General features: G+C 48.9%; 17 protein-coding genes and 1 riboswitch. Of the genes, 3 read left to right on the top strand and 14 right to left on the bottom strand.

Going from position 1 to position 21,261, the window contains the following annotated elements; genetic code table 11:
- Complete coding sequence (locus ACXLDX_RS07295) at nucleotides 1-591, bottom strand: helix-turn-helix domain-containing protein (RefSeq protein WP_457576533.1); 591 nt, start codon at nucleotides 589-591, stop codon at nucleotides 1-3.
- 727 nt (nucleotides 592-1,318) lie between these two features.
- On the opposite strand from ACXLDX_RS07295, the gene ACXLDX_RS07290 reads away from it, so the two are divergent.
- The 3 genes from ACXLDX_RS07290 to ACXLDX_RS07280 all read left to right on the top strand — a co-directional run bounded on the left by ACXLDX_RS07290 (nucleotide 1,319) and on the right by ACXLDX_RS07280 (nucleotide 4,399).
- Entirely contained in the window at nucleotides 1,319-1,888 is a 570-nt protein-coding gene (locus ACXLDX_RS07290; protein WP_457576532.1) for a cupin domain-containing protein, read from the top strand.
- A gap of 10 nt (nucleotides 1,889-1,898) precedes the next feature.
- Nucleotides 1,899-3,566 (top strand): AMP-binding protein, encoded by a 1,668-nt coding sequence (locus ACXLDX_RS07285; protein WP_457576531.1) that lies wholly within the window; start codon nucleotides 1,899-1,901, stop codon nucleotides 3,564-3,566.
- 197 nt (nucleotides 3,567-3,763) lie between these two features.
- Nucleotides 3,764-4,399, top strand: a complete 636-nt coding sequence (locus tag ACXLDX_RS07280; protein WP_457576530.1) for a PEP-CTERM sorting domain-containing protein — start codon at nucleotides 3,764-3,766, stop codon at nucleotides 4,397-4,399.
- A gap of 70 nt (nucleotides 4,400-4,469) precedes the next feature.
- Here ACXLDX_RS07280 and ACXLDX_RS07275 read toward each other — a convergent pair whose 3' ends face one another.
- The 13 genes from ACXLDX_RS07275 to ACXLDX_RS07215 form a co-directional block, all read right to left on the bottom strand.
- Nucleotides 4,470-5,660 (bottom strand): beta-ketoacyl-[acyl-carrier-protein] synthase family protein, encoded by a 1,191-nt coding sequence (locus tag ACXLDX_RS07275; protein WP_457576529.1) that lies wholly within the window; start codon nucleotides 5,658-5,660, stop codon nucleotides 4,470-4,472.
- Between the two features lie 3 nt (nucleotides 5,661-5,663).
- Entirely contained in the window at nucleotides 5,664-6,812 is a 1,149-nt protein-coding gene (locus ACXLDX_RS07270) for a beta-ketoacyl-ACP synthase III (protein WP_457576528.1), read from the bottom strand.
- A gap of 443 nt (nucleotides 6,813-7,255) precedes the next feature.
- Complete coding sequence (locus ACXLDX_RS07265) at nucleotides 7,256-8,551, bottom strand: tetratricopeptide repeat protein (RefSeq protein WP_457576527.1); 1,296 nt, start codon at nucleotides 8,549-8,551, stop codon at nucleotides 7,256-7,258.
- 1 nt (nucleotide 8,552) lies between these two features.
- Nucleotides 8,553-9,245, bottom strand: a complete 693-nt coding sequence (locus tag ACXLDX_RS07260) for an energy transducer TonB (protein ID WP_457576526.1) — start codon at nucleotides 9,243-9,245, stop codon at nucleotides 8,553-8,555.
- 2 nt (nucleotides 9,246-9,247) lie between these two features.
- On the bottom strand, nucleotides 9,248-9,667 hold the full coding sequence (locus ACXLDX_RS07255; RefSeq protein ID WP_457576525.1) for an ExbD/TolR family protein: 420 nt from the start codon (nucleotides 9,665-9,667) through the stop codon (nucleotides 9,248-9,250).
- Nucleotides 9,667-10,278 (bottom strand): MotA/TolQ/ExbB proton channel family protein, encoded by a 612-nt coding sequence (locus ACXLDX_RS07250; protein ID WP_457576524.1) that lies wholly within the window; start codon nucleotides 10,276-10,278, stop codon nucleotides 9,667-9,669. Before ACXLDX_RS07250 ends, ACXLDX_RS07255 begins: the two co-directional genes overlap by 1 nt.
- Entirely contained in the window at nucleotides 10,275-11,711 is a 1,437-nt protein-coding gene (locus ACXLDX_RS07245) for a MotA/TolQ/ExbB proton channel family protein (RefSeq protein WP_457576523.1), read from the bottom strand. The genes ACXLDX_RS07250 and ACXLDX_RS07245 overlap by 4 nt, the downstream gene beginning before the upstream one ends.
- Nucleotides 11,708-12,472, bottom strand: coding sequence for a DUF3450 domain-containing protein (locus tag ACXLDX_RS07240; RefSeq protein ID WP_457576522.1), 765 nt, complete (start codon nucleotides 12,470-12,472; stop codon nucleotides 11,708-11,710). Before ACXLDX_RS07240 ends, ACXLDX_RS07245 begins: the two co-directional genes overlap by 4 nt.
- Nucleotides 12,473-12,662: 190 nt before the next feature.
- Nucleotides 12,663-12,849: riboswitch (cobalamin riboswitch) on the bottom strand.
- A gap of 35 nt (nucleotides 12,850-12,884) precedes the next feature.
- Nucleotides 12,885-13,475, bottom strand: a complete 591-nt coding sequence (locus ACXLDX_RS07235) for a DUF2284 domain-containing protein (RefSeq protein WP_457576521.1) — start codon at nucleotides 13,473-13,475, stop codon at nucleotides 12,885-12,887.
- Nucleotides 13,450-16,341, bottom strand: coding sequence for a CHASE2 domain-containing protein (locus tag ACXLDX_RS07230; RefSeq protein WP_457576520.1), 2,892 nt, complete (start codon nucleotides 16,339-16,341; stop codon nucleotides 13,450-13,452). Before ACXLDX_RS07230 ends, ACXLDX_RS07235 begins: the two co-directional genes overlap by 26 nt.
- 62 nt (nucleotides 16,342-16,403) lie before the next feature.
- Nucleotides 16,404-17,015, bottom strand: coding sequence for an OmpA family protein (locus ACXLDX_RS07225; protein WP_457576519.1), 612 nt, complete (start codon nucleotides 17,013-17,015; stop codon nucleotides 16,404-16,406).
- 37 nt (nucleotides 17,016-17,052) lie between these two features.
- A complete protein-coding gene (locus ACXLDX_RS07220; RefSeq protein ID WP_457576518.1) occupies nucleotides 17,053-17,508 on the bottom strand; it encodes a FecR family protein in 456 nt (151 codons plus the stop codon).
- A 119-nt stretch (nucleotides 17,509-17,627) separates the two neighbouring features.
- Nucleotides 17,628-20,582, bottom strand: coding sequence for a PEP/pyruvate-binding domain-containing protein (locus tag ACXLDX_RS07215; RefSeq protein WP_457576517.1), 2,955 nt, complete (start codon nucleotides 20,580-20,582; stop codon nucleotides 17,628-17,630).
- Between the last annotated feature and the right edge of the window lie 679 nt (nucleotides 20,583-21,261).

Below are 21,261 nucleotides of genomic sequence, written 5' to 3'. Positions count from 1 at the left end.
TCAAAGTATAATCATCTCTTCCCTGGCGTAGATCACTGCGAGAATTGTTGCCGGTTCTTCACCATGGCACCTGACAATATGTGGCATGGTTGAATCGTAATAGATAGAATCCCCCGGGTAGAGAATGTCGATATGGTCGTAGAGCTTCACTTCAACCTCTCCTTCAAGAACAAAGATAATTTCTTCACCAATATGTTGGTTTGACTGGACGTTTTTCGCTTCAGCAGGATCAAGTGTTACGATAAACGGTTCCATCTGACGGTTTTTCTTCTGCTGTCCAAGAGAAACATAACTGTATCCGCATGATTTGTTCCCGGTGGATTCAAAACGGGCGACTGATTGCCTGTCACCGCTTCTCACAATACAGAACGGTGCATCCGCGTCATCTCCACACAGTTCCCCGACCGAAACCTCGAATACCTTTGCCAGGCTGACGATGTTTCCAAGAGGAGGGTGAATAGTTTCATTTTCAATGGCGGTAAGAGCCAGAACAGAAATTTCGGACTGTTTGGCCACATCTTCAAGAGACATGTTTTTTTCTGTTCTGAGAGCTTTTACTTTTTTACCAATTGTGCTTTTGGAATCCGCCATTGTATTCTCCTGTGGATGAGTTGGGAATATTGTGAAGAAGAAAACGCCTGAATTGTATTGTTCCTGAAGTGCAGGATTATGGTTGTTGATGTAATTCAGGCACTATGGATTATTACGTAATTACTCACAGGCACCCCAGCTTTTCACGGTCTTTTTTGTCCGCATAGGTAGGCTGCAGCGGACAAAAGAGCCTGCAAAAATCTGCGGCAGGTGAACAATTACATTATTACGGCCTGTTTTCTCGAAATGTAGAGTGTACATAGAATTTGTCTTCATTTCAAGTTTCCCCTGAAAGAAACCTGGATTGGTACTTCAGCCGGTTGCGGTGGCTGATGTAGGACTTGTCGGACAGTTGACCATATTGTATGTTGTCGATCAATGTCGTTTACTTAAGCGATGAGTCCCATTCCTACCTCATCCGAGGGACGCCATAAACCCGTCCCCGGGGGGGGGTGACTGCACGTTCTGGCTGCAGACACCCTCGGCCAGGGTCAGAATGGGACTTTGTTGGACCATCCTGTCCTTAAGTTAACGACATTGTGTTGTCGATTTGTCTTGTTGATTTCTGAAGATAACAAACCAAAATTCCGTATTTCAGAAATTGCAAAAAAGTGACTAAGATTTAATCTCAAACCATCATGATATGATACTTGTGAACCTGGAGATGCGCCTGTTTTGTCAGGCGTATTTCGAAAATCACATTGAACTTTAACTGCATGGGAGAATTATGAAATCCGAAAAAGTTGGCCGGCGAATAAGTGCATTCATGGAGAGCAGGGGAATGAGCCTGGATACAATGGCAGAGGAAACAGGCCTGACAACTGAATTCCTTCTGTCCGTTGTCGAAGATAATGTTTACCCGTCCCTTGGGCCTTTGTTGAAAATTGCCAGGGCACTGGATGTCCGGCTTGGTACCTTTCTTGATGACCAGATCAGTGCTGATCCCCTGGTCATCCGTAAATCTGAACGAAACAGTGAGTTGAGTATGCTGCGGGGCAAGGAAAAACCGGTGGCTCTGAAATTTTATTCGCTGGGAAAAGGTAAAAGCGATCGCAACATGGAGCCTTTCTACGTGGAGCTGCTTCCGGAATCGGCCCAGGAGAAGAACCTGTCCAGTCACGAGGGAGAAGAGTTCATCGTTGTCCAGCAGGGTCAAGTCGAAGTAATCTATGGAACTGAAACTTACCTTCTTTCGACTGGAGATTCGATTTATTATAATTCCATTGTACCGCATTACGTGAGTTGTGTCGGAGATGAACCGGCAGCTATATATGCCGTACTGCATATTCCCGCATAGGTGAAACCCAATGAGTGATTCATTACGTGAAGTGACCCTGGGACAGTTACTGGATGAAGCAATAGAGTCCCATCCCGATAACGAGGCTATTGTCTATGTTGACCGTAACCTGCGTATGACCTACCGTCAGTTTGGTGACGTGGTGGACAGGCTGGCAAAGGGACTGATGGCCCTGGGAGTAAAAAAAGATGAGAAGGTGGCGGTCTGGGCAACAAATATTCCCTACTGGGTGGCCCTGCAGTTTGCTACGGCAAAGATCGGTGCGGTTCTGCTGACCGTTAATACCAACTATAAACGGGCGGAACTGGCATACCTGCTTGAGCAGTCAGAAACTGAAAATCTTTTTATCATTGATGGTTATCAGGATACTGATTATCTGCAGACGGTCTACGATTTGATTCCGGAACTCAGGGAGCAGGAAAGGGGCCGATTGAAGAGTGAGCGTTTTCCCCATCTTCGTCGTCTGTTTTTCCTTGGGCCTGAAAAACATCGCGGATTTTACGCCCTTCCGGAAGTTATGGGGATGGCTGCCATGACAGACGATGTTGAGTACAGGCAGAGACAGGAACAGCTTGATCCCCATGATGTTGTCAATATGCAGTACACCTCAGGTACTACAGGTTTTCCCAAAGGGGTGATGCTGACCCATTATAATATCGCTAATAATGGCTACTATATCGGTGCTAACCAGAATTTCAGCCACAGGGATCGCCTTTGCCTGCCGGTCCCGCTTTTTCACTGTTTCGGGTGCGTCCTTGGGGTGCTGGCTGCTGTAAGCCACAGTGCGACCCTGGTTATTCTTGAGAAGTTTGATCCGGTTCAGGTGATGGCCTCGGTGGAGAAGGAACGGTGTACGGCCCTCTATGGTGTTCCAACCATGTTTATTGCCATCCTGGAACATGGCCTTTTTGACAAATTTGATTTTTCCTCCCTCCGTACAGGGATTATGGCCGGTTCGCCCTGTCCGGTTCATATCATGCGCCAGGTCATTGATCGTATGCACATGACTGAAATCACAATCTGTTACGGTTTGACCGAGGCCTCGCCGGTGATTACCCAGACCCTGCCCTCTGATAACATGCAGCGGCGCACCGAAACAGTCGGTAAAGTAATGCCACATATTGAAATGAAGATAGTCGATCCTGAAACAAACCGTACTTTAGGACCAGGGGAACAGGGTGAACTCTGCTGTCGAGGCTATAATGTGATGAAGGGTTATTATAATATGGCTGAGGCAACAGCAAAAGCTGTTGATACTGATGGCTGGCTCCATTCCGGGGATCTGGGGGTCATTGACGAATCCGGTTATCTGGCCATTACCGGACGTTACAAGGATATGATTATCCGCGGAGGAGAAAATATCTATCCAAGGGAAATTGAAGAGTTTCTTTTTGGCCTGGACGGGGTGGTTGATGTGCAGGTCGTGGGTGTGCCTTCCAGGAAATATGGCGAAGAGGTTGGCGCGTTCATTGTGAAAAAGGAAGGTCATGACCTGACGGAGGAAGATGTCCGGGATTTCTGCCGGGGACAGATTGCCCGTTATAAAATTCCCAAACACATTGCCTTCGTAGAGGATTATCCCATGACTGCCAGCGGCAAAATCCAGAAATATAAACTGCAGGAGCTGTCCGTGGACCTTTTTCCAGGAGAGGACCGGATTCAACCGGGAAAAACTTGAGAAGTTGTTCCGGTAAACCGGAATGTCAAGGTGAAAAAGTGGAAAAAGAAGTCAGGTGATCATTTAAAGATTTGTTGTTGGTCTGGATGTGTCCGGAAAAGCAGAATATCCGGAAAGTTTGTAATCTGGTATTGTACTTGCAAAAAAATAGTTATTAATTCCTGTATCAGCAATATCAATTTTAATGGAAGGAAAAAATGAAGAAGAAATTTTTAGCATTAGTGTATGCGGGGACTTTTTTTCTCTGTGTTTCCCAGGTTTCCGCCATGACGGTTTTCTCGGATGATTTTGAAAGTGGTGATCTCTTGCAATGGACCGGTAGAGGTGGTGGCGCCCATCATGGGCAGATTGTGAGTGATCCGGCCGGCGGAACAGGCCAGGTGATGAATTTTTTTGGTATGAATTCCGGGGGAGACATCTTTTCATCGGCAGCATTCGATGCGGGTGAATACTGGCTGTCATTTGATTATTATGGGGATACGGAGGCTTTTAATATTCCTGATAACCAGAACACCGGTGGCTATGTCGGTATAAGTCAGGGGTTTGCTGGAATTCACAGGTGGAAGTATGCCACCGGAACTGCAAGCCACGCCCAGGATGTACTGATCGATGATAACAGCTGGCATTCATATACCTTTAATTTTACAGCTCCATGGGCATTTCACCTGATGCTTGAGGATTTCAGCGGAAGCGGTGGTGGCGCCGGTGATGCCTATTTTGATAATATTGTTCTCAGCGATACAAATCCAGTACCCGAACCCGCTACCCTGGTTCTGTTCGGAGCCGGTCTGGCTGGTCTTGCCGGAATGAGGAGCAGAAAAAAAAGGAGCTGAAAAAGAGGGGAATAATCCTTTTTTCATTTTTTGACAGGATGGTATTGTATTTCGCAATACCATCCTTTTTTTATCGCCTGAACAGCAGGGCCGCGTTATTGCCGCCAAAGGCAAGGGACTGGGAAATAGCTAATCTTCCAGTAATTTCTGTATTGTTTTCAAGGGGTGGTACGGTATTTTTTTCGGCTGTGGAGAAGCCGATTGAACCGGGAACCTGTCCCAGGGCCAGGCAGGCCGCGGTCATGGCCGCTTCAATCGCCCCTGCTGCACCAAGGGTGTGTCCTGTCCCTCCCTTGGTGCTGAAATAAGGTATTCCGGGAAGCAGTTCAGCAAGAACCTGCATTTCCACCCTGTCATTATCCTGGGTTCCGGTTCCGTGTGCATTGATAAAGGCTATATTTTCCAGGGGTTCCCCCGTTCTCCGTAAAATGTCTTTAAGAACTTTTTTCAGGCCGTTCCCTCGCGGATGAGGTGCGGTCAGGTGATGGGCATCACAGGCCGATGCATAACCGACAAGTTCAACGTATCTGCTGCTCTGGTATTCGGCTTGTTTTTTTGAGAGCAGGAGCATGGCACTGCCTTCGCCCAGGTTCAATCCCTGCCTCGTTCTGTCAAATGGTCTGCAGGGTTCGGGGTCACTGATCATCAGGGAAATAAAACCCAGGTAGGAGATGCGGTTGAGTTCATCTGCCCCTCCGGCGATAACCAGGTCGCAGAGATCTGCATCCAGCCATGACATACCAATGCCGATGGCGTCCGTACCGGAAGAGCAGGCATTCACCACTGTCTGTACCGGTCCGTTCAGTCCGAACTCCCGGGATATGGCCTCCGCGGGGTTGGAGCTAAGAAAACGGTTTATTTCAAAGAGTTCAGGATGTTCTCCATTACAGAACCTGCGATAGAATCCCTCGTTGTTCAGGCTGCTTCCGACAGTGGTACCCACCACAACACCAACCCGCATTGAGCTGAGTTCACCACGGGACAATCCGCTGTCCCGGATTGCCTCTTCTGCCGCACTCAGGGCCAGCCTGGCGGTACGGCTTAATCCTGTTGCATCATTGCCATGGCGGATTTGGCTGTTGTCAACCTCAAAGACGGGATAGATATCGGCCCTGTCTGTTGTGAAACCGGTCGGCGGACCGCTTTTTTGTTTTCCCGAAAAAAGAGTTTTAATACAGGTCGGCAGGTTTCCACCGAGCGCACAGAGACAACCTGCACCTTTGATCTCTATATTCTTCGAACGGCGGCTGGTGTCAGTCATGATCTAATGCACCGCGGTCAGCAGCATAAAACTGTGGGCGAATCGGCCGCTTTCCGGAATAAAGCAGAGAATGGTGTCACCGTCCTTGAGTTTATCCGATTTGAACAATGCTTCCATGATCAGGTAGATGGATGCACTGCCGATATTACCGACCTGGTAAAGATTGGTGAACCATTTTTCGTATGGGATTTCAAACCCGGCCCGCTTCATGCCTTCATAAAACCTGTCCCTGAAAAAATGGGAAGAATAGTGGGGAAGATACCAGTCGATCTGTTCGGGTTTCAGCTTGTGTTTTTTGGCGACCACAGCCAATGTTCTGTCCATGGCTGTTGTGACAATATGGGCATCCAGAAGTCTGACATCCTGTTTTACGGCCAGGCAGTTCGAGCCCGCAGCTTCCATACTGCTTTCCATTTCCCGCCAGCCCCGGATTCTGCCGTTATCCAGTTTCATGCCCCCTGCGTACATGCAGGTGTCCAGCTCCCCCGCGTAGGAGCGGTGCTCTATCCACTCTACCCGCAGGGAGAGTCCTTCCCGGTTTTTGTGGCGGCTGACCCAGGCTGCTCCTGCACCATCGGAGAGCATCCACCTGAGAAAATCGGTATCAAAGGCAAGGATGGGTTTCTTTTTGATATCTGCTTCCGGATCTGCTTCAACATGGAAAAAACCGGCACGCATAAAAGAGGATGCGAGTTCTGATCCGGTGGCAATAGCGTTTTCTGTACTACCTGTAGCCACATTCATGCAGGCGTGTTTCAGGGCCGTAATGCCGGCGATACAGATTCCCGAGGTGGTGACCACGTCGCAGGGCGGCAGGGCCAGTTCTCCCGCGACCATTACCCCATGACCCGGCATCAGCAGGTCGGGACTGGAGGTGCCGCAGCAGAGGCATTCCACGTCTTCCAGGGAAAACCGGCCGGCAGCGCTCAAATTTTTTATCGCTTCAGCGGTCAGTTGCGCATTGGTGTGCGTGAATTTTCCGCTCTCGGGATCAATGGCATAATACCTGGTTTTAATTTTATTATTGTTCAGGATTCTCTGCCTGGTTCGGGAGGGAATATCGTTGATGGTTCCGAGGATATTCTCAATCTCGTCATTGGTGACCGGGTTGTTGGGCAGAAATGAAGCCAGGTTGTTTATATAGGCATTCATGGTGTTTGTTTTTGTTTGATTTTGTTCCAGTCGGAAGCGCGCCTTTATTGAATCGTGGTAACTACTCACAAGGGTAGCAATTATGTGATTTTATTACATCTGAACTGTAATTGCTCACAGGTGCGGCAGATTTTTGCAGGCTCTTTTGTTCGCTATAGCCTACTCCTACTATGCGGACAAAAGAGACCGTGAAAAGCTGGAGTACCTGTGAGTAATTATGTTTCTTATTCTATTAGTATACTGATGGGAATGAAAAAGACAAAAAAATACTGTTTACCGTGAAACTCAGCCAGATTGGAGATGTATTTTTTTTGTCAGGGTGGCTTACGGTTAAAAAGCCCTGTAAATTTTAATTGATAAGGAATTTGATTAAAAATATCAGTTCAGATTTCCTTTAAAACCAGCAAAAGGTGATTTTTAAAACACCCTGGATCCGTGAGCGTTCAATGGGCATACTGCCGGCTTTTTCTGTTTTTTAAAACCTGCCGTTTCTTTAAAATTGTTATGGCACGTTGAGTGTCTCCTGCATGCCAGGCGGCATATCCTGCCATCATCAGGGCCGGTCCAGCATGTTTTCTATCTATCCCGGCAATTGTATTAAATACTTTTTCAGCCTGTCTGAATTTTTTCAGGGTATAGAGCAGTTCTCCCTTGAGACGGAGCAGGGGAAGGTCTTTCGGTCCCAGGGAAACCGCATTCAAATATTCCAGCGCTTCCTTGTCTCTGCCCTGACGGATGTAGATGGTAACGATCTGTTGCAGCAGTTGTTTATCCATTTTTTTTGTGAGAATTTCTTCATAAATGGGCAGGGCTCGCACTGGGATACCGAGTTGCAGGTTCAGGTCTCCACACAGTTTTTTTTCGTCTTCGTCCAGGGGAGTGAGAAAACTGTAAATCGTGAGTGCCGTGAGACCCTGTCGGTATTCTCCCCGGTTGAGGTGAATATGGGTAAGAGCCTTCCACCACTTGCTGACGGAAGGTGACCGGGCGGCCAGTCTGCGGGCCAGTGCCAGAGCCTTTTTCCCCATGTCGAGCCGGAGGTAGTGGTAGAGGAGGATCTCCTGCCAGCGGATCTGTTTCTTTCCCCTGTAATCCCGGGCCAGTTCCTTTATAAAGGGCAGGGCGCGGACAGGCTGGTCGGTAGCCAGCAGGGCATGGACCATATATTCCTTCCATTCCGCTTTTATTGATCCCGGATGGCTGGAGAAAAGACGTTCAAGGATTTCCAGGGCCATTTTGTTTTCCCCCGACATGAGGCGGCAGGCCCCGGCATAGTAGAGGATCTGCGGATCTTTTGATCCCCCTGTCTCGTATCCATGCATGAAAGAGGAGGCCGCTTCAGAGTAAGTCCCTTTTTCATACAGCGCCCTTGCCAGATTGAGCCATGCCGAACTGTGGTCCGGATCCCGTTTAACAGCCTGTCGGTAAGCGTCTACAGCCTTGTCATACTGCTTCAGAAAAAGGTAACAGTTGCCCAGATTAAAAGTAATTTCGGGATGAAAACAGACCGTATCATGGTCCGATGAATGTTGATCTGCCGCAGTACATCTCTGCCGGAAGGTCTGCAGCAGTTCCACACCCTTTTTATAGTCCTCTTTTTCCAGGAGAGGAGCCAGCCGGGAGAGAACCAGTTGTACGGTGATGGGCAGGTGATTTCCTGCCTGTACCGGAGGTGGCGGAAAAAGAAAAAAGAGGACCAGGAACAGACCGGGTACAGAGTGGAAAAAGGATTTTCTCATCTCACTGTTCCAGTTTAAAACGTATTGTTGTCGTCACTTCCGCATCCACCACCATCCCGCTGACAGTGCCGGGCTGAAAATGCCATTGACGAAGGCAGCTTTTTACTGCTTTGTTGAAAATCCGTTCAGGGTGGGCCTCCAGAACAGTAATGTCTGTAACGTTTCCATGGGAATTGACGACAAACCTGACCTTGACCCAGCCCTCGATACCGCGACGTCGTGCCCGCATGGGGTAGACGGGAGGGATACGGACTGTCGGGGTAAGAGTGCGGTCAAGCTGACCCGCCTGAAATACTTTCGGTAATTTGCCCGGGTGAAAAGAGGATGAAGGGATCAGGGGTGGCAGTTCCAGTCTGGAAGGTTTTTCGGGCAGTTTTGGATTCAACTGAAAGGGCAGGGCCAGGTCCCGGAGCACCGGTCTGTTGTGAGGTTGTGTCGCCTTTTTTTTCTGCGGTTTTTTTTCAGGTTGTTGTTTTTTCTTTTTCCGGGGTGGCATTGGTTGTTGGTGGGGTTTCAGGCGAAGAAACCGTACTCCGGAAACCATTTTATCAACGGAGTGGCGGGGAGCCTTGTCGTGCACAAGGTTTGGAATGGCAAGGAAGAACAGCATATTCAGAAGCAGGGCGCACAAGGCCGGGAAAAACCAGGTTGTCGCTCCGCCCTGCAGGATCTTTTCCCCACCACGTCTGTTCATTTTTACCTGCTTTGCGGCACAGCGGCCGCCAGTGAGACATTATCGGCTCCCGCCATCCGGCAGCTGTCCATCACCCGGATTGTCATACCGCTGCTGCTTTTACTGTCCGCAATGACTACCACCCCTCCTTCGGGATTTTCAGCAAGTGCTCTCTCCACGTTGGCGCGAACGGCGCGGAAATCGATTTCCCGGTTGTCCATGAAGACCCGGTTGTTTTCATCAATGGCTACCAGGATCATTGCCTTGTCGAGAGAGGTGGCCGTAACGGCGGCGGGCCGGTTGACCTGGATGCCGGTTTCCCTGACAAAACTGGTGTTGACAAGAAAGAAAATGAGAAGAATAAAGACCATGTCGATCAGGGGCGCTATGTTCAGTTCCGGTGTTGTTCTGGCGGCCCGTCGGGCCGCTGAGATATTCAGCATCAGAGTTGTCTCCTCAGGTAATAGCCGACCCGGGCGATCTGTCGTTTCAGGTTGGCCGCCCGTCGTTCGAGAAACCCTTTCATGTAGAGTCCCGGGATGGCGACCAGCAGACCGGTCTGGGTGGTGATCAGGGCTTCGGAGATTCCGCCTGCCATTGCTCTGGCGTTGCCGGTCCCGAAAAAAGAGAGGACGTCAAAGGTGGCGATCATACCCGTTACGGTTCCCAGCAACCCCAAAAGAGGCGCGATGGCGGCCAATGTTCCGATAGTGGTCAGGTAGTTGTCAAGAGAGCGATTGGTGACGAGAACTGTTTCATCAAGGATAAGACGGTCCAGGGTTGTATTGTTGCTGCGTTTTTCCATAAAACGTGTGACAAGAAGCGCAACAGCACCCCGATAGTATCCGGGGTCGGGGACGCGGTTTTCCCTGATATGTTCCAGAGCGACGGCTGCGGGCATGTTTTTGTGGTGGAGGCGTCTGAAAAAAAGTGTCCGGTTGACGATCAGCAGCCATATAACCAGGCTGACCACGATCAGTGGTATGATGATCACCCCGCCCGCATCAACGTATTGCTGAAACTGACTGAACTGGGTCACGAGAAGCTCTTTCACTCCGCCCTCCTGTATTTCAGGATGATATTCACCAGGGTGACAGCCTTTTCTTCCAGTTCCCCGATGTGGCGGTCAACGGAGCGGCTCAGCAGGGTCTGGGCCAGCATCAGCGGGATTGCGACACTAAGGCCGAGCATGGTGGTCACCAGGGCTTCCGAGATACCGCCGGACATAAGCCGTGGGTCGCCCGTGCCGTAGAGTGTAATGATATGAAATGTGGCAATCATGCCGGTGACTGTCCCCAGAAGACCGAGAAGCGGTGCGATGGCCGCAAGCATGCCGAGGGTGGAAAGGAAGCGTTCCATGGACGGGATTTCCTTGAGGATGGCCTCCTGCAGGCTGTTTTCCAGATCTTCTCTTGATTCGTTGCGGGAGAGAAGGCCGGCTTCAAGCACCCTTGCCATCGGTTTTTCCCGAATCTTCTCAAGGAGTACAATTGCGTTCTGCCAGGTGTTCCCGGCGGCCGAATCTTCGATGTTCTTGATGATATCGTCACCGCTGACGCGGATGCGGAAAAGAAAAAGGAGTCGTTCAAATATAATGAGAATTCCCACAGCGAATATTATCAGAATAGGCCAGGTGATGGGACCGCCTTTTGGAATCTGTTCCAGCAGGCTCAGTTGGTGGGTCAGCCGGCGCAGGGCTGCGCCTCTGGAAATATCCATGGTGACAGTATCACTCTTTCCGGCCATGTATTTTTTGATGGTTTTTTGTGCTCGCCTCTTCGGCAGATGGGTAAGAGCGTAATAGGTATCGCTTTTCGCGGTGTAGTTGAGAAAACCGATTTCTTCCCCCAGTCTGTAGATGGCGGTAAAGGGCCCGAGGAGAAGGATGTCCGCCTCTGCCGCCTCACCTTTCCGGTTGACTATTTCACCCCTGCGGATACTGACCTCACCACTGTTCGCAATAACAGCAAAAAGAGTTTCGGCCAGTGAACGGATCTCGTTCATACCGGGAAAACTGTCTGTTGTTGCAAGTGATCCGGTTGAGACTCCATGTTTGCTGTACGGTGGAGGTGAATTACTCTCCGCCAGAAGGGTATCAATATCCCGACTGCTGACGCGTATCGCCCCCACGAGCTCCCTGATAACTCCGCTGGTTTCAGCGAGCTTTGTACTGAGTTGTTTTTCTTCCCTGTCCAGCGTAACCTGTTTTGCCTTGAGTTTTTTAATGTCCTGTTTCAGGTGGAGATTCTGCTCCTTCAGTCTGGTTACGGCTCCCGTGAGAGCGGCTCTGTCTTTTTTTATTCGCGCCTGGTTTTGTCGGGCAATCTGTTCGGCCTTACGTTTTTCCTCCGCGGCCTGCAGGAACATTTTTTCTTTAATTTTACTGGCCTGTATTGCAAGTTCCCGCATGTCTCCAGCAAAAAGAGGAGGGGCGGAGAAGAGAAGCAGAACAGGCAGAAACAAAAAGAGGCTTGTTGTCAGTTTCATTGGCCTGCGATCCTCCCCACCGGCAGGTTAAGGAGTTCTGCCGGTTGTCGTTTTGCGGCAATGGCAACACCATTCCTGATCTGAACGAGATGCACCACCGGCAATGGTTGCCAGCGTTGTTTCGCCACATTGAAAAAACCGCAGTTTCGTTCATCCAGGGTCAGGTAAAAGAGGTTGAGCCGACCCAGGCGAAAGCAGTTGACCAGCAGGCGTTGCCCGTTAAGATCAATATATTCCCGGTTGGTTTCCACGGTGAAACCGTATTCCGCTTCAACGAGCAGGGTCTCCATCATTTTCCTGTATTTTTCACTGATTGTTTCTTCCGGGTTTTTTAATGATTTTTCCAGTTTCTTTAGCCTGTTGTATCTTTCTTCTGTGAGAAACGGCAGGTTGTCCCTTTCAATCATTTCCCTGGTTCTGGCAACGATTTCTTCCAGAAAAGGCTCTATCTGGCCACTGATCTGGGTGATATCAGCTATTTTTTTCTTTTTTACCGCAATTCGTTCCCGGTACAGTCTGTTTATCCCGAGCAGCTCCTGCTTCTGTTCTTTCAGTTGGTTCTGCTCCTCCTGCAGAACCTGGAGCTGTTCAGCCAGATTTTCTTTTTCATCCTGCCACTGGTCACGTTTTTTCTGGTCTTTCCGGAGAATGGCAATGGACTGTTCGACGGGAGCAATGATTTTTTTCTCGGTTTCACCTGCTCTGCCCGCAGATGGCAGCAGCAGGACCAGGCAGGTCAACAGCACAGGGAATGTGGGCATTGTTGTGACTCTCAAGAGGTAATGAATGCAAAAAAAAATCCCGGATCAATTACAGGCCACCCTGAAAGATTGACTTTCCGTCCGATTTTCTCGAACGAAAATTCAAATTTTCAAGGCATCCAATACAATTGATCCGGGATCCCTGGTTTATCCTCGAATTTACCGCACCACCATTCTGTCCACGAATGGCGGTACGTTATTGTTTCAGACAGGTCTTCTGACTTCCGGATAGTCCTACTTGCTGCGCCTTCCCGTCTTTGATGAATGACAGTGGCATGATTGCAGTGTTCGTCCCCGGTTACAGCGGCGGGCCCGTTCCGGATTCGCACCGGATTCCCTATTAAACTTTTGCAAGTATCTGAAAACTGCTACAAACAATTACAGAAAAAAAAGTTAAAGTCAAGGCCACATTTTAACTGAGCAGGACCAGGCCTGCTATCCAGGCAAGGTGTTCCCGGTTGCCCGGATCCGGGCTGAAAAGGGCAGTCGACCAGCCGGCCGCCTCCATCAGTTTACCGACATTGACACCGTATCCGGACAGCGAAGGCCTGGCAAGATCGGGGAAACGGCAATGGCCTGTTTCAATGGCCCGGCATGTTTTCATGGTGGCACAGAAGCTCGGTCTGCAGGATCCACCGGCAAACCCGGATGCTTCGGTATACCCGAGTTCCACAGCCTTCTGTTCAATTTTTGCCACTGTCTCGTGGAGAAGGCGCATGACAAAGGGCCTTTCTTCCCCATGGAGAGAAGACGATTCGATTTCGAGGCGTACTGCCAGGACGGAGGAGCAGGTTGTCAGCATTTTTAAAAAAGCGGAGGGGCCTGAAACATGGGGAGGACAACTGGCGGATTGACCCCAGTATGGACATCTGGGAGTATGACAGAATGATGCCAGCCTGTTTTCCACCTGAACACTGTCGGCCGGAAGAATTGCCGCTTTTGTTGCCCCTGAGTTTAGAGCAAAGGCAATGAGTGTATTATGTGTCTTTTTTCTTTTCTTCATCCAGTGCTTCACTAATGGCAATGCAGAGCTGTTCCAGGGTATAGGGTTTGGCCAGGTATTTTCCAGCTCCCAGCTGCTGGAGCTCTCTGACCCGTTCTGATTCTGAAAAGCCGCTGGTGATGATAGCTTTCTGACCAGGATGGATCCTGATTATTTCTCTATAGGTTTCCAGACCGTCAAGTCCTGAAGGCATGATCATGTCAAGAATAACCAGGTCAATCTCCTCTTTTTTTATTATTTCCAGAGCTTCTTTTCCGCTTGACGCCGTATGGACATGGTAACCCAGTCTGCTGAGCATGTTTGTGGCTATTTCAAGCTGGTCCTCAATATCATCAACAACAAGAAGGGTTCCTGTTCCGGTATGATCCTCCAGAATGAGTTCTTTTTTCCCGGACGGGATGACTTGATCCGTGGCTGGAAAATAAAGGGTCAGGGTTGTCCCCTCACCTTGGGTGGACTGGATATCAATGAAGCCGTTATGGTCTTTCACCGTGGTCCAGATTATGGTCATCCCAAGGCCTGTGCCGCTTCTGCCCATTCTTTTCTTGGTAAAAAAAGGTTCAAACAATTTGTCGAGATCATCCGGGTGGATGCCGGTGCCACTGTCAGAAACGGAAACAGAGACATACTGGTCAGGGGGGATCGTTTCATAACCGTTCAGGGCCTTTCGCAGGTGGACGTTGGCAGTGCTGATGGTAATTCTGCCGCTGTCTGCTATCGCTTCAGCAGCGTTTATGACCATATTCATTATGACTTTGGAGAACTGGACATCGGAGCCTCTGATGTTCATCAGGTTCCCTTCAAGCTGCCGGATAATATCAATTTTCGGATAACTGGAAACAATATGCCCGAATTCCGGTGAATTGAGGTATTCTTCTATGATTGTATTGATATTACAGACTGTATCTGCGCTTACACTTCTTCTGGCCAGAACAAGGAGATCCTGCACAATTGCAGCGGCTTTTTGTCCTGATTTCTGGATAATGGTGATTTTTTTATACAGAGATCCATCTTTTGGAACCTCCAGCAGTAACAGGTCCGGATAACTGACAAGTCCGCTGAGAATATTGTTCAGATCGTGAGCTATTCCGGCGGCAAGATTACCGATGACCTCCATTTTCTGCGCCTGCAGGAGTTGGCCTTCAAGTTTTTTGCGGATCGTAACGTCTCTGGCTATCCCCTGCAGTCCGATGTATACCGGAGTATCCCCCTCATAAATGCCCTCTGCTGAAATATTGAAATATCGTTTGTTTTCTTCGGCTGGACTGTTTTCGAGTTGGACGAGCAGGCAGAGTTCCATTTCTTTCATGGGCTGGTCGGTTTTTGCTCGCTCAGTGAGTCTCTTTTTCGCTTTTTCCCGATCTTCTGGAGCAATAAAGTCAAAAATTGACTGACCGATGACTGCTTTCGGGGACATTCCGTACGCTGTGACGGCATGGCTGATAAAGGTTATCCGGTTGCTGCTGTCCAGTCGGAAAATGATGTCAGGTATGGTTGTAAGAATTGAGCGGAGGGTTTTTTCCCTGTCCTGCAGCAGGGAGAATGTTTCCCGGGTTTCAGCCCTGGCCCTGATCTGGAAATGCCTGAACCTGAGCAGGTGCAGCTGACTGAAATTGATTGTCAGCAATATTGTGGGAAAGAATGGGGAAAAGAGGTAACCGCTGGTTTTGTAGACAACTATGGCGGCAATCCAGCTTGAGAAAAGGCAGAGCAGGAAAAGAACTGTTGAGAAGAAGGTACTCAGTGTAACGACGCCGGCAAGGAGAATCAGGCAGAGAAAAATTGCGGTGGCGACTTCATACAGGCTGAAAAGTGGTGTCCGTATTGTAGGTGTTTTCGCGAGGATGGACTCCAGAGAGTATTTGTGCAGGTCAAGGAGGCTCATGTCGGGCCTGAAGGCAGTGGGGTAATATTGTGTCAGGCCGGAAGCCGTTGATCCCACGATGACAATTTTGTCTTTAAACAGGTCCGGAGCAAAGTGACCTTCGAGTATGTCTGTGGCCGGGATGTTTGTTTGCCCATCTGAAACCGGAGGTCCAAAAAGGAAATTACCCAGATTGTCGGTTGGAATGCGTAAATTGCCAAGAAAAAGGGTGACAATGCCGGTGCTGCTTTTTTCAACTGTGATGACTTTTTCTCCAGTGAACTGCATGAGCATGGCCAGGGTGAATGAAGGGTAGAGTCTGCTGTTGTACCGTATCAGCAGGGGCAGTCGTCTGAAAAAACCATCAAAATCCGGAGCGCCGTTCAGAAAACCTGACAGGGAAGTCGTCATATTGAGAGGAATGCAGTTGCAGATGACTCCTTTTGCTTCCAGGAGATGGAGATAGGTTTTTGGGCCGTTTGCCGATTTTTTCCGTACCAGAGAAACCGGTTGAAGGTTGCAGTCATATTCCGACCCGTTTGCGTGTTTAAAGAGAAACTCATATCCGGCCACAAAGGGACCGTTTGTCAGAACTTTCGCCAGCAGGACGTCATTGTCAAGGAACTTTTCGGGAAGACCACTGATATCAATGGAAAAACCAAAATCTTCCTCCAGAGTTTTCCGCCAGGTAACAGGAGATGTCCTGTCTTTTTCAGGGAAGAGAATATCTATGCCGATACTTCCGGCGCCATCGGCAGCAATTTTTTCCAGTAAGAATGCCATTCTATACCGGGGCCATGGCCACTGACCGTATTTTTTCAGGCTTTTCTCGTCAATATCTACAACGATAACTTCAGACAGAGCGCTTTTCGCCGGCACATTGGAAAGAATAATATCTGTCGTCTTGAGATTGATTGATCTGATGATCTCTGGTGAAAACAGGTATCCTGCAGAAAGAACAAAAAAAAGCAGCAGGCTGTTGAGCAGCAGTGTTTTAAACATTGACGTGCTGTTGGAAGCTGGTACTGCGGTGGCAGGAGTTTTTTCCCTCATACGAAATAGAGTTATCTGACAACAACTTCCACTCTTCTGTTTCTTGGTTCACTGACATTGTCAGCGGTCCTGATCAACGGGTTTTCTTCACCGTGTGAAGTTGTGTTTATCCTGGAGCGTTCGATACCGTTTTCTGCAAGAAATTCTGCGATGGCCCGGGCCCTTCGTGTGGACAGGAGAAGGTTGTATTTCCGGTCTCCCGCTGTATCCGAATGACCAATGACACTTATATCCTGGGATTTTTCCTTCTTTATTACTGTAAGAACGGTTTTCATTATTTTAAGGGAGGGTGTCGTCAGTTTAGTGGAATCCCGATGGAAATAAAGAATAAAGTGTTTTGGCGGAGCGGGCAGAACCGAAAGAATCTGGCCATATTTGTCATCGATTTCGGCAGCAGAGAGTATCCCGGGTGAAGTCGGTTGGGATTCATGTCCGGCAATTGTTGCTGCTTCTCCAGGTTTATTGATTTCCAGAGAACCCGCAGTGTTGCTGACAACAACATGGCCCACTCTGCCGTCCGGGTCGGGAAGGAGGATTACAGTTGTTTTCCGGGAACATCCTGAAAAAATCAGCAGGAGCAGCAGGAAGATGATTCCTGTTTTTAAAAGTAGTTTTGGATCCATAATGAGAGTTTGACAGTGCTCAGGTTAAGTATTCGGTTCAGTCGACTGTGATAAGCAGTTTTGTTCCCCTGATTCCAAGCGTTGCGTCCGGGGTTTCGAGCTTGACCTTTTGGGGCGCAAGTCTGGCGATCTGACCACTGATGAATGAAAAGGTACCATGGATCATCTTTGCCACAAAGGCCAGTTTACTGTTGACAGGATCAAAAAGAAAATCTTCAATTATTATTTCACTGTAGGGACCAAGGGACATCAACGTGTCGTCCTCGAATATGAGACCGACGGAAGAGTTCGCTTCGGTTTTGATGAGATCACCTTTGGTGATTTTCATATTCGGTACCAGTTGAATTGTAAATGTTCGTGTTCTGTCTGTTACGTATGCTTTCCCCTTTACTGTTTTTACAATTCCGATGACCGGGTCGATCCGGGCAGAACAGATCTGGATGGAAAGCAAAAGAAAAAGAAGAAAAGGAACCAGTCGAAAGAATATTTTCATGAGCCACTTCCTTGTCAGAGATAGTTTCGGGGAAGATTAAGACTATACTAACATAAAGATGGGTTGTCTCTGTAGAAAAAAAACAGACCGGGTGAATTTTTATGTGGAATTCATGTTTTTCAGACGAAAATGACTGCCAGGCCGGTACGGCCGTCCACCTTCAGGGTGAACATTTTTTCTGTTTGAATATGTGAGATATATTCGCTTTCAGAACAGGGCCTAGAAGCCGCAAGCCAGGAATAATCTAGCTTTTCTCCCCGGGTCGGGTCCACGTTGAGATAATTTATACCCAGGGTCGTCAGGTTATGAAAAAAATGCGACCCCTGGGATGGTTCGGCATTGATGCGGCTGTGGACGGTTTCCACGATACTGCCGACACCGCAGATATCCTCCCAGGTGACAGGAATACCAAGCCAGTGGTCCGAAGAGCCCCAGCGTCCCGGACCTATGAGCAGGTATTTCCTGTTCAACCGGGTGAGTTCATTGTTGATTTCGCCGATTTCCCTTGCAATTCTCGTGGTTTTGGCTGGGTCAAAGTTTTCAGGCCTGACGTAAATAATATCACACATCTCCCGGTTAACGGTATTGCCCAGTCCCCGGTTGGACACACAGAAAGCGCTGCTGATTTCTTCCTCGGTGATCTTGACTTTAAGTGTTTCCTCCCTGGCACTCATGGGGCGGATCTGCAGAACATGAAACTGGTTTTTTTCTTCAGTTTTTGTGGAAAGGTTGAGGGCAAATTCGATTTCCACCGCACAGCCGAGTTTTTCCCTGCCCAGAGTAAGCAGTGTATTCAGGATGCCGGTGAACGGAATAGTGTTGTATTTCAGCAGGGAGGCAAAAGTAATAACCTGGTGACCGTTTTTTGTATAAAAATCCCTGATTCGGTGTTCGGAAGGACTGTAAGTGCTGGAAAAAAAACGTACAGGATAGTGGTCGGTCACCGAATGTACCGCTACTCTGCTGAGGGTGTTTGTATCGTTAATCTCCTTTTGTGGGTCAGGATCATTCATGGTGATGGCGTAGAATTTCTTCTGTGAGCCTTTCAGGATATCCTCAACGGTGGATCTCTGGGGCAGTATTTCCGGATGTTTTGGTGAGAATCTCAGGGTGTTTTCTCCTTCCATGACAGCCTTGCCCAGTCCGAGGGCAATGGAGGCGATACCGTCCTCGGTTTTCATACACGAAAAGGGATAGTAATTGAGGGACTGGACAACTCCTGAAAGGGCGGGGTAAAAATAATTATCATACTGGCGGCCCACGGCGCGCTGAATGATAATTGCCATTTTTTCACTTTCCACCCGGTTGCCGACACGTTTACTGAATGCTTTCGGTGCCCGGAAATAGGTGGAGGCGTAGACTTTTTTAATGGCGGTGAGCATCTGGTTGAGACGGCACTGGTCATCCGGGTGGTCATTGGCCAGGATGTAGGTATGATAAAGTCCTGCATAGGATTTGAACTGGGCATCTTCCAGCATACTTGAAGAACGGACGGCCAGCGGGTAACCGGTGACCTTCAGGAAAGCCTGGATGTCGGAACGGAACGGTTCCGGAAAACGGGCCTGGAGAAACTGCTCAGTAATGGCTTCATCACTGATCTCTTCCTTGGCTAGGTCTCCCAGGTCATTGAGTTCGATGAAGGCATCAAAACCGTCTGAGGTGAGAACAAGGGTCTGGGGAACTGAGATCTCCACATTGGAGAAATCGGCCATCAGATCCCAGTGCTGATGCAGCATGGCGGAAAAGAAGGCCAGTCCTCTTGCCTTGCCGCCAAGGGAGCCGTTGCCGATCTTGGTGAATTCCGTATCGGGGTCGAATCGTTTCTTGTCAAAATCAACGATGACTCCCCTCTGGCGCTGCATCCGCTGTTCCTTGATCATCTGCACCAGCTCCTGTCTGAGCATTTCCACTGTTTCATAAGAGGTGTGGCGCATGGGCCTTACCTTGCCCGCCAGCTCCACTTCCGTGAGGGTATAAAGAAATCGGGAAAAGTCGTTTCGCTGGCTGTGGTAGATAAAGGATTCAATGGGTATCTCCAGCATTTTCTGTTCCAGGCTGTGGAGACTGTCGGCCCTGGCCAGGATATTTCCCTGGGGATCTCTGAAAGTAAATTCTCCGAATCCAAGATGGTTGAGAAGAAAAGAGCGGATCTGTCTGTTGAGAAAAGGAGCATTTTTGTCAATGAAAGGAGCGGGAATGGATGCGGCCCGGTCTGCGTTGTGGGGTTCCGAGCTGGTGAGCAGCAGGGGAATATCAAATCTCTCCTTTTTGATGTGTTTCAGAAGGCGGAGGCCTGCCTCACCGTCATGTTTGTTCTTTCGCGGGTAACGAACATCGGAGATAACCCCGAGAATATTGGGTTCGAACTGTTCGTATAGGGCCATGGCCTGTTCAAAGGTGTGGGCCAGCAGAATTTTCGGTCTGGCCCGCATCGTGAGCAGCCGGTGTTCCTGGTTGAGACTGTCTTCGATAACCGCCTGGGTTTCCTTGACCAGCTCCTTGTAGAGAACGGGAAGCAGGGCGGAGAGATAGAAAGGGGAATCTTCCACGAAGAGAATGACCCGTACATCGGCACAGCTGATATCATCAAGCACATTGAACTGATCTTCTATGCATTTGATGATTGCAAGCAGGATATCAGCCTGCCCGGTCCAGAAAAAAATGCGGTCGATGGCGCTCTGAGATCCATCAGCCAGCATATGGGATTTGAGGGGCGTTTCCTGGTGGGTGAGGACCACCACCACCATGTCGTGTTTTTCCTTGATCGCCCTGCCGATATTGATGATCTTGTCATTGACGGCCTGGGCGATGATAATGACAAAATCAAATTTGCCTTCTCCGCAGGCCGTGAGTGCTTCCTCGGTTGAGGAAACCCAGGTAAGGCGGGGGGGATGGCTCAGGTTCAAGCCACTGTATTCGTGGACAATCTGCTCGGACAGCCTGCAGTCCTGTTCCATGATCCACGCCTCATAGGGGGTGGAAATAAGGAGAATATGGCGCACCTTGTGCCGCATGAGTTCATGGAAAAGTTTAAAACGGGAAGCGGCTGGACTTGCGGAATAGTGTTGTGTCATTTGTCAGTTGAGTCCTCTTTTGATATGATAACTCAGGAGGCTTCCTTGAGACCCTCCTGAACCCCATGGTAGCCGAAAAAGATGGGGAGGGCAACCGGGAAGAATGTCTTTGAAAAATACTATAATATCACGTGGTTGTGTTGGATTGTTTTTTGCTTGAAAAATAATTTCAAATTGTTGAAAAAAACGATTGTAAATGGATCGTTATTTGTGTAGAGACAGCTTTTATAAAAATCAAGTTACTGCCTGAATGTAATTGCTCACAGGCGCTTAAGCGGAAATTACACTATCAGTTCAAGGCCGGGGACGGTGGACAGACGAACTATTTGCAGGAACGTCACTAGTGGTTTTTATATCGGGTTTTCCGCCACCGATAGTCCGGAAAAACACGTCCGGAACAACTGCACCCGGAAAACACTTTCGTGGAGAAGGTCTTTCTCCTCTTTTTTTTCTTTCCCTCTTTTCACTACTTTTTTATTTTTACATAACTTACGTCTTTTGCAACTGGACTGCGCGGTTCAGTTATGCTCGTTAACAGAGAAGCGGAATAAATCCGCTTTTTTTACTATCTTTACTATTGGAGAACATGGAAGATGGACAATATTAATTTTGTAACTGACAGAGATCCCCACGAGAAGGAATTTCATCAGGCGGTAACTGAAGTCATCGAATCCGTAAA

It is taken from the genome of Desulfomarina sp. (assembly GCF_054039375.1).
The sequence above is the reverse complement of the archived record's forward strand: the minus strand, read 5'-3'. Positions and strand labels throughout refer to the sequence as shown.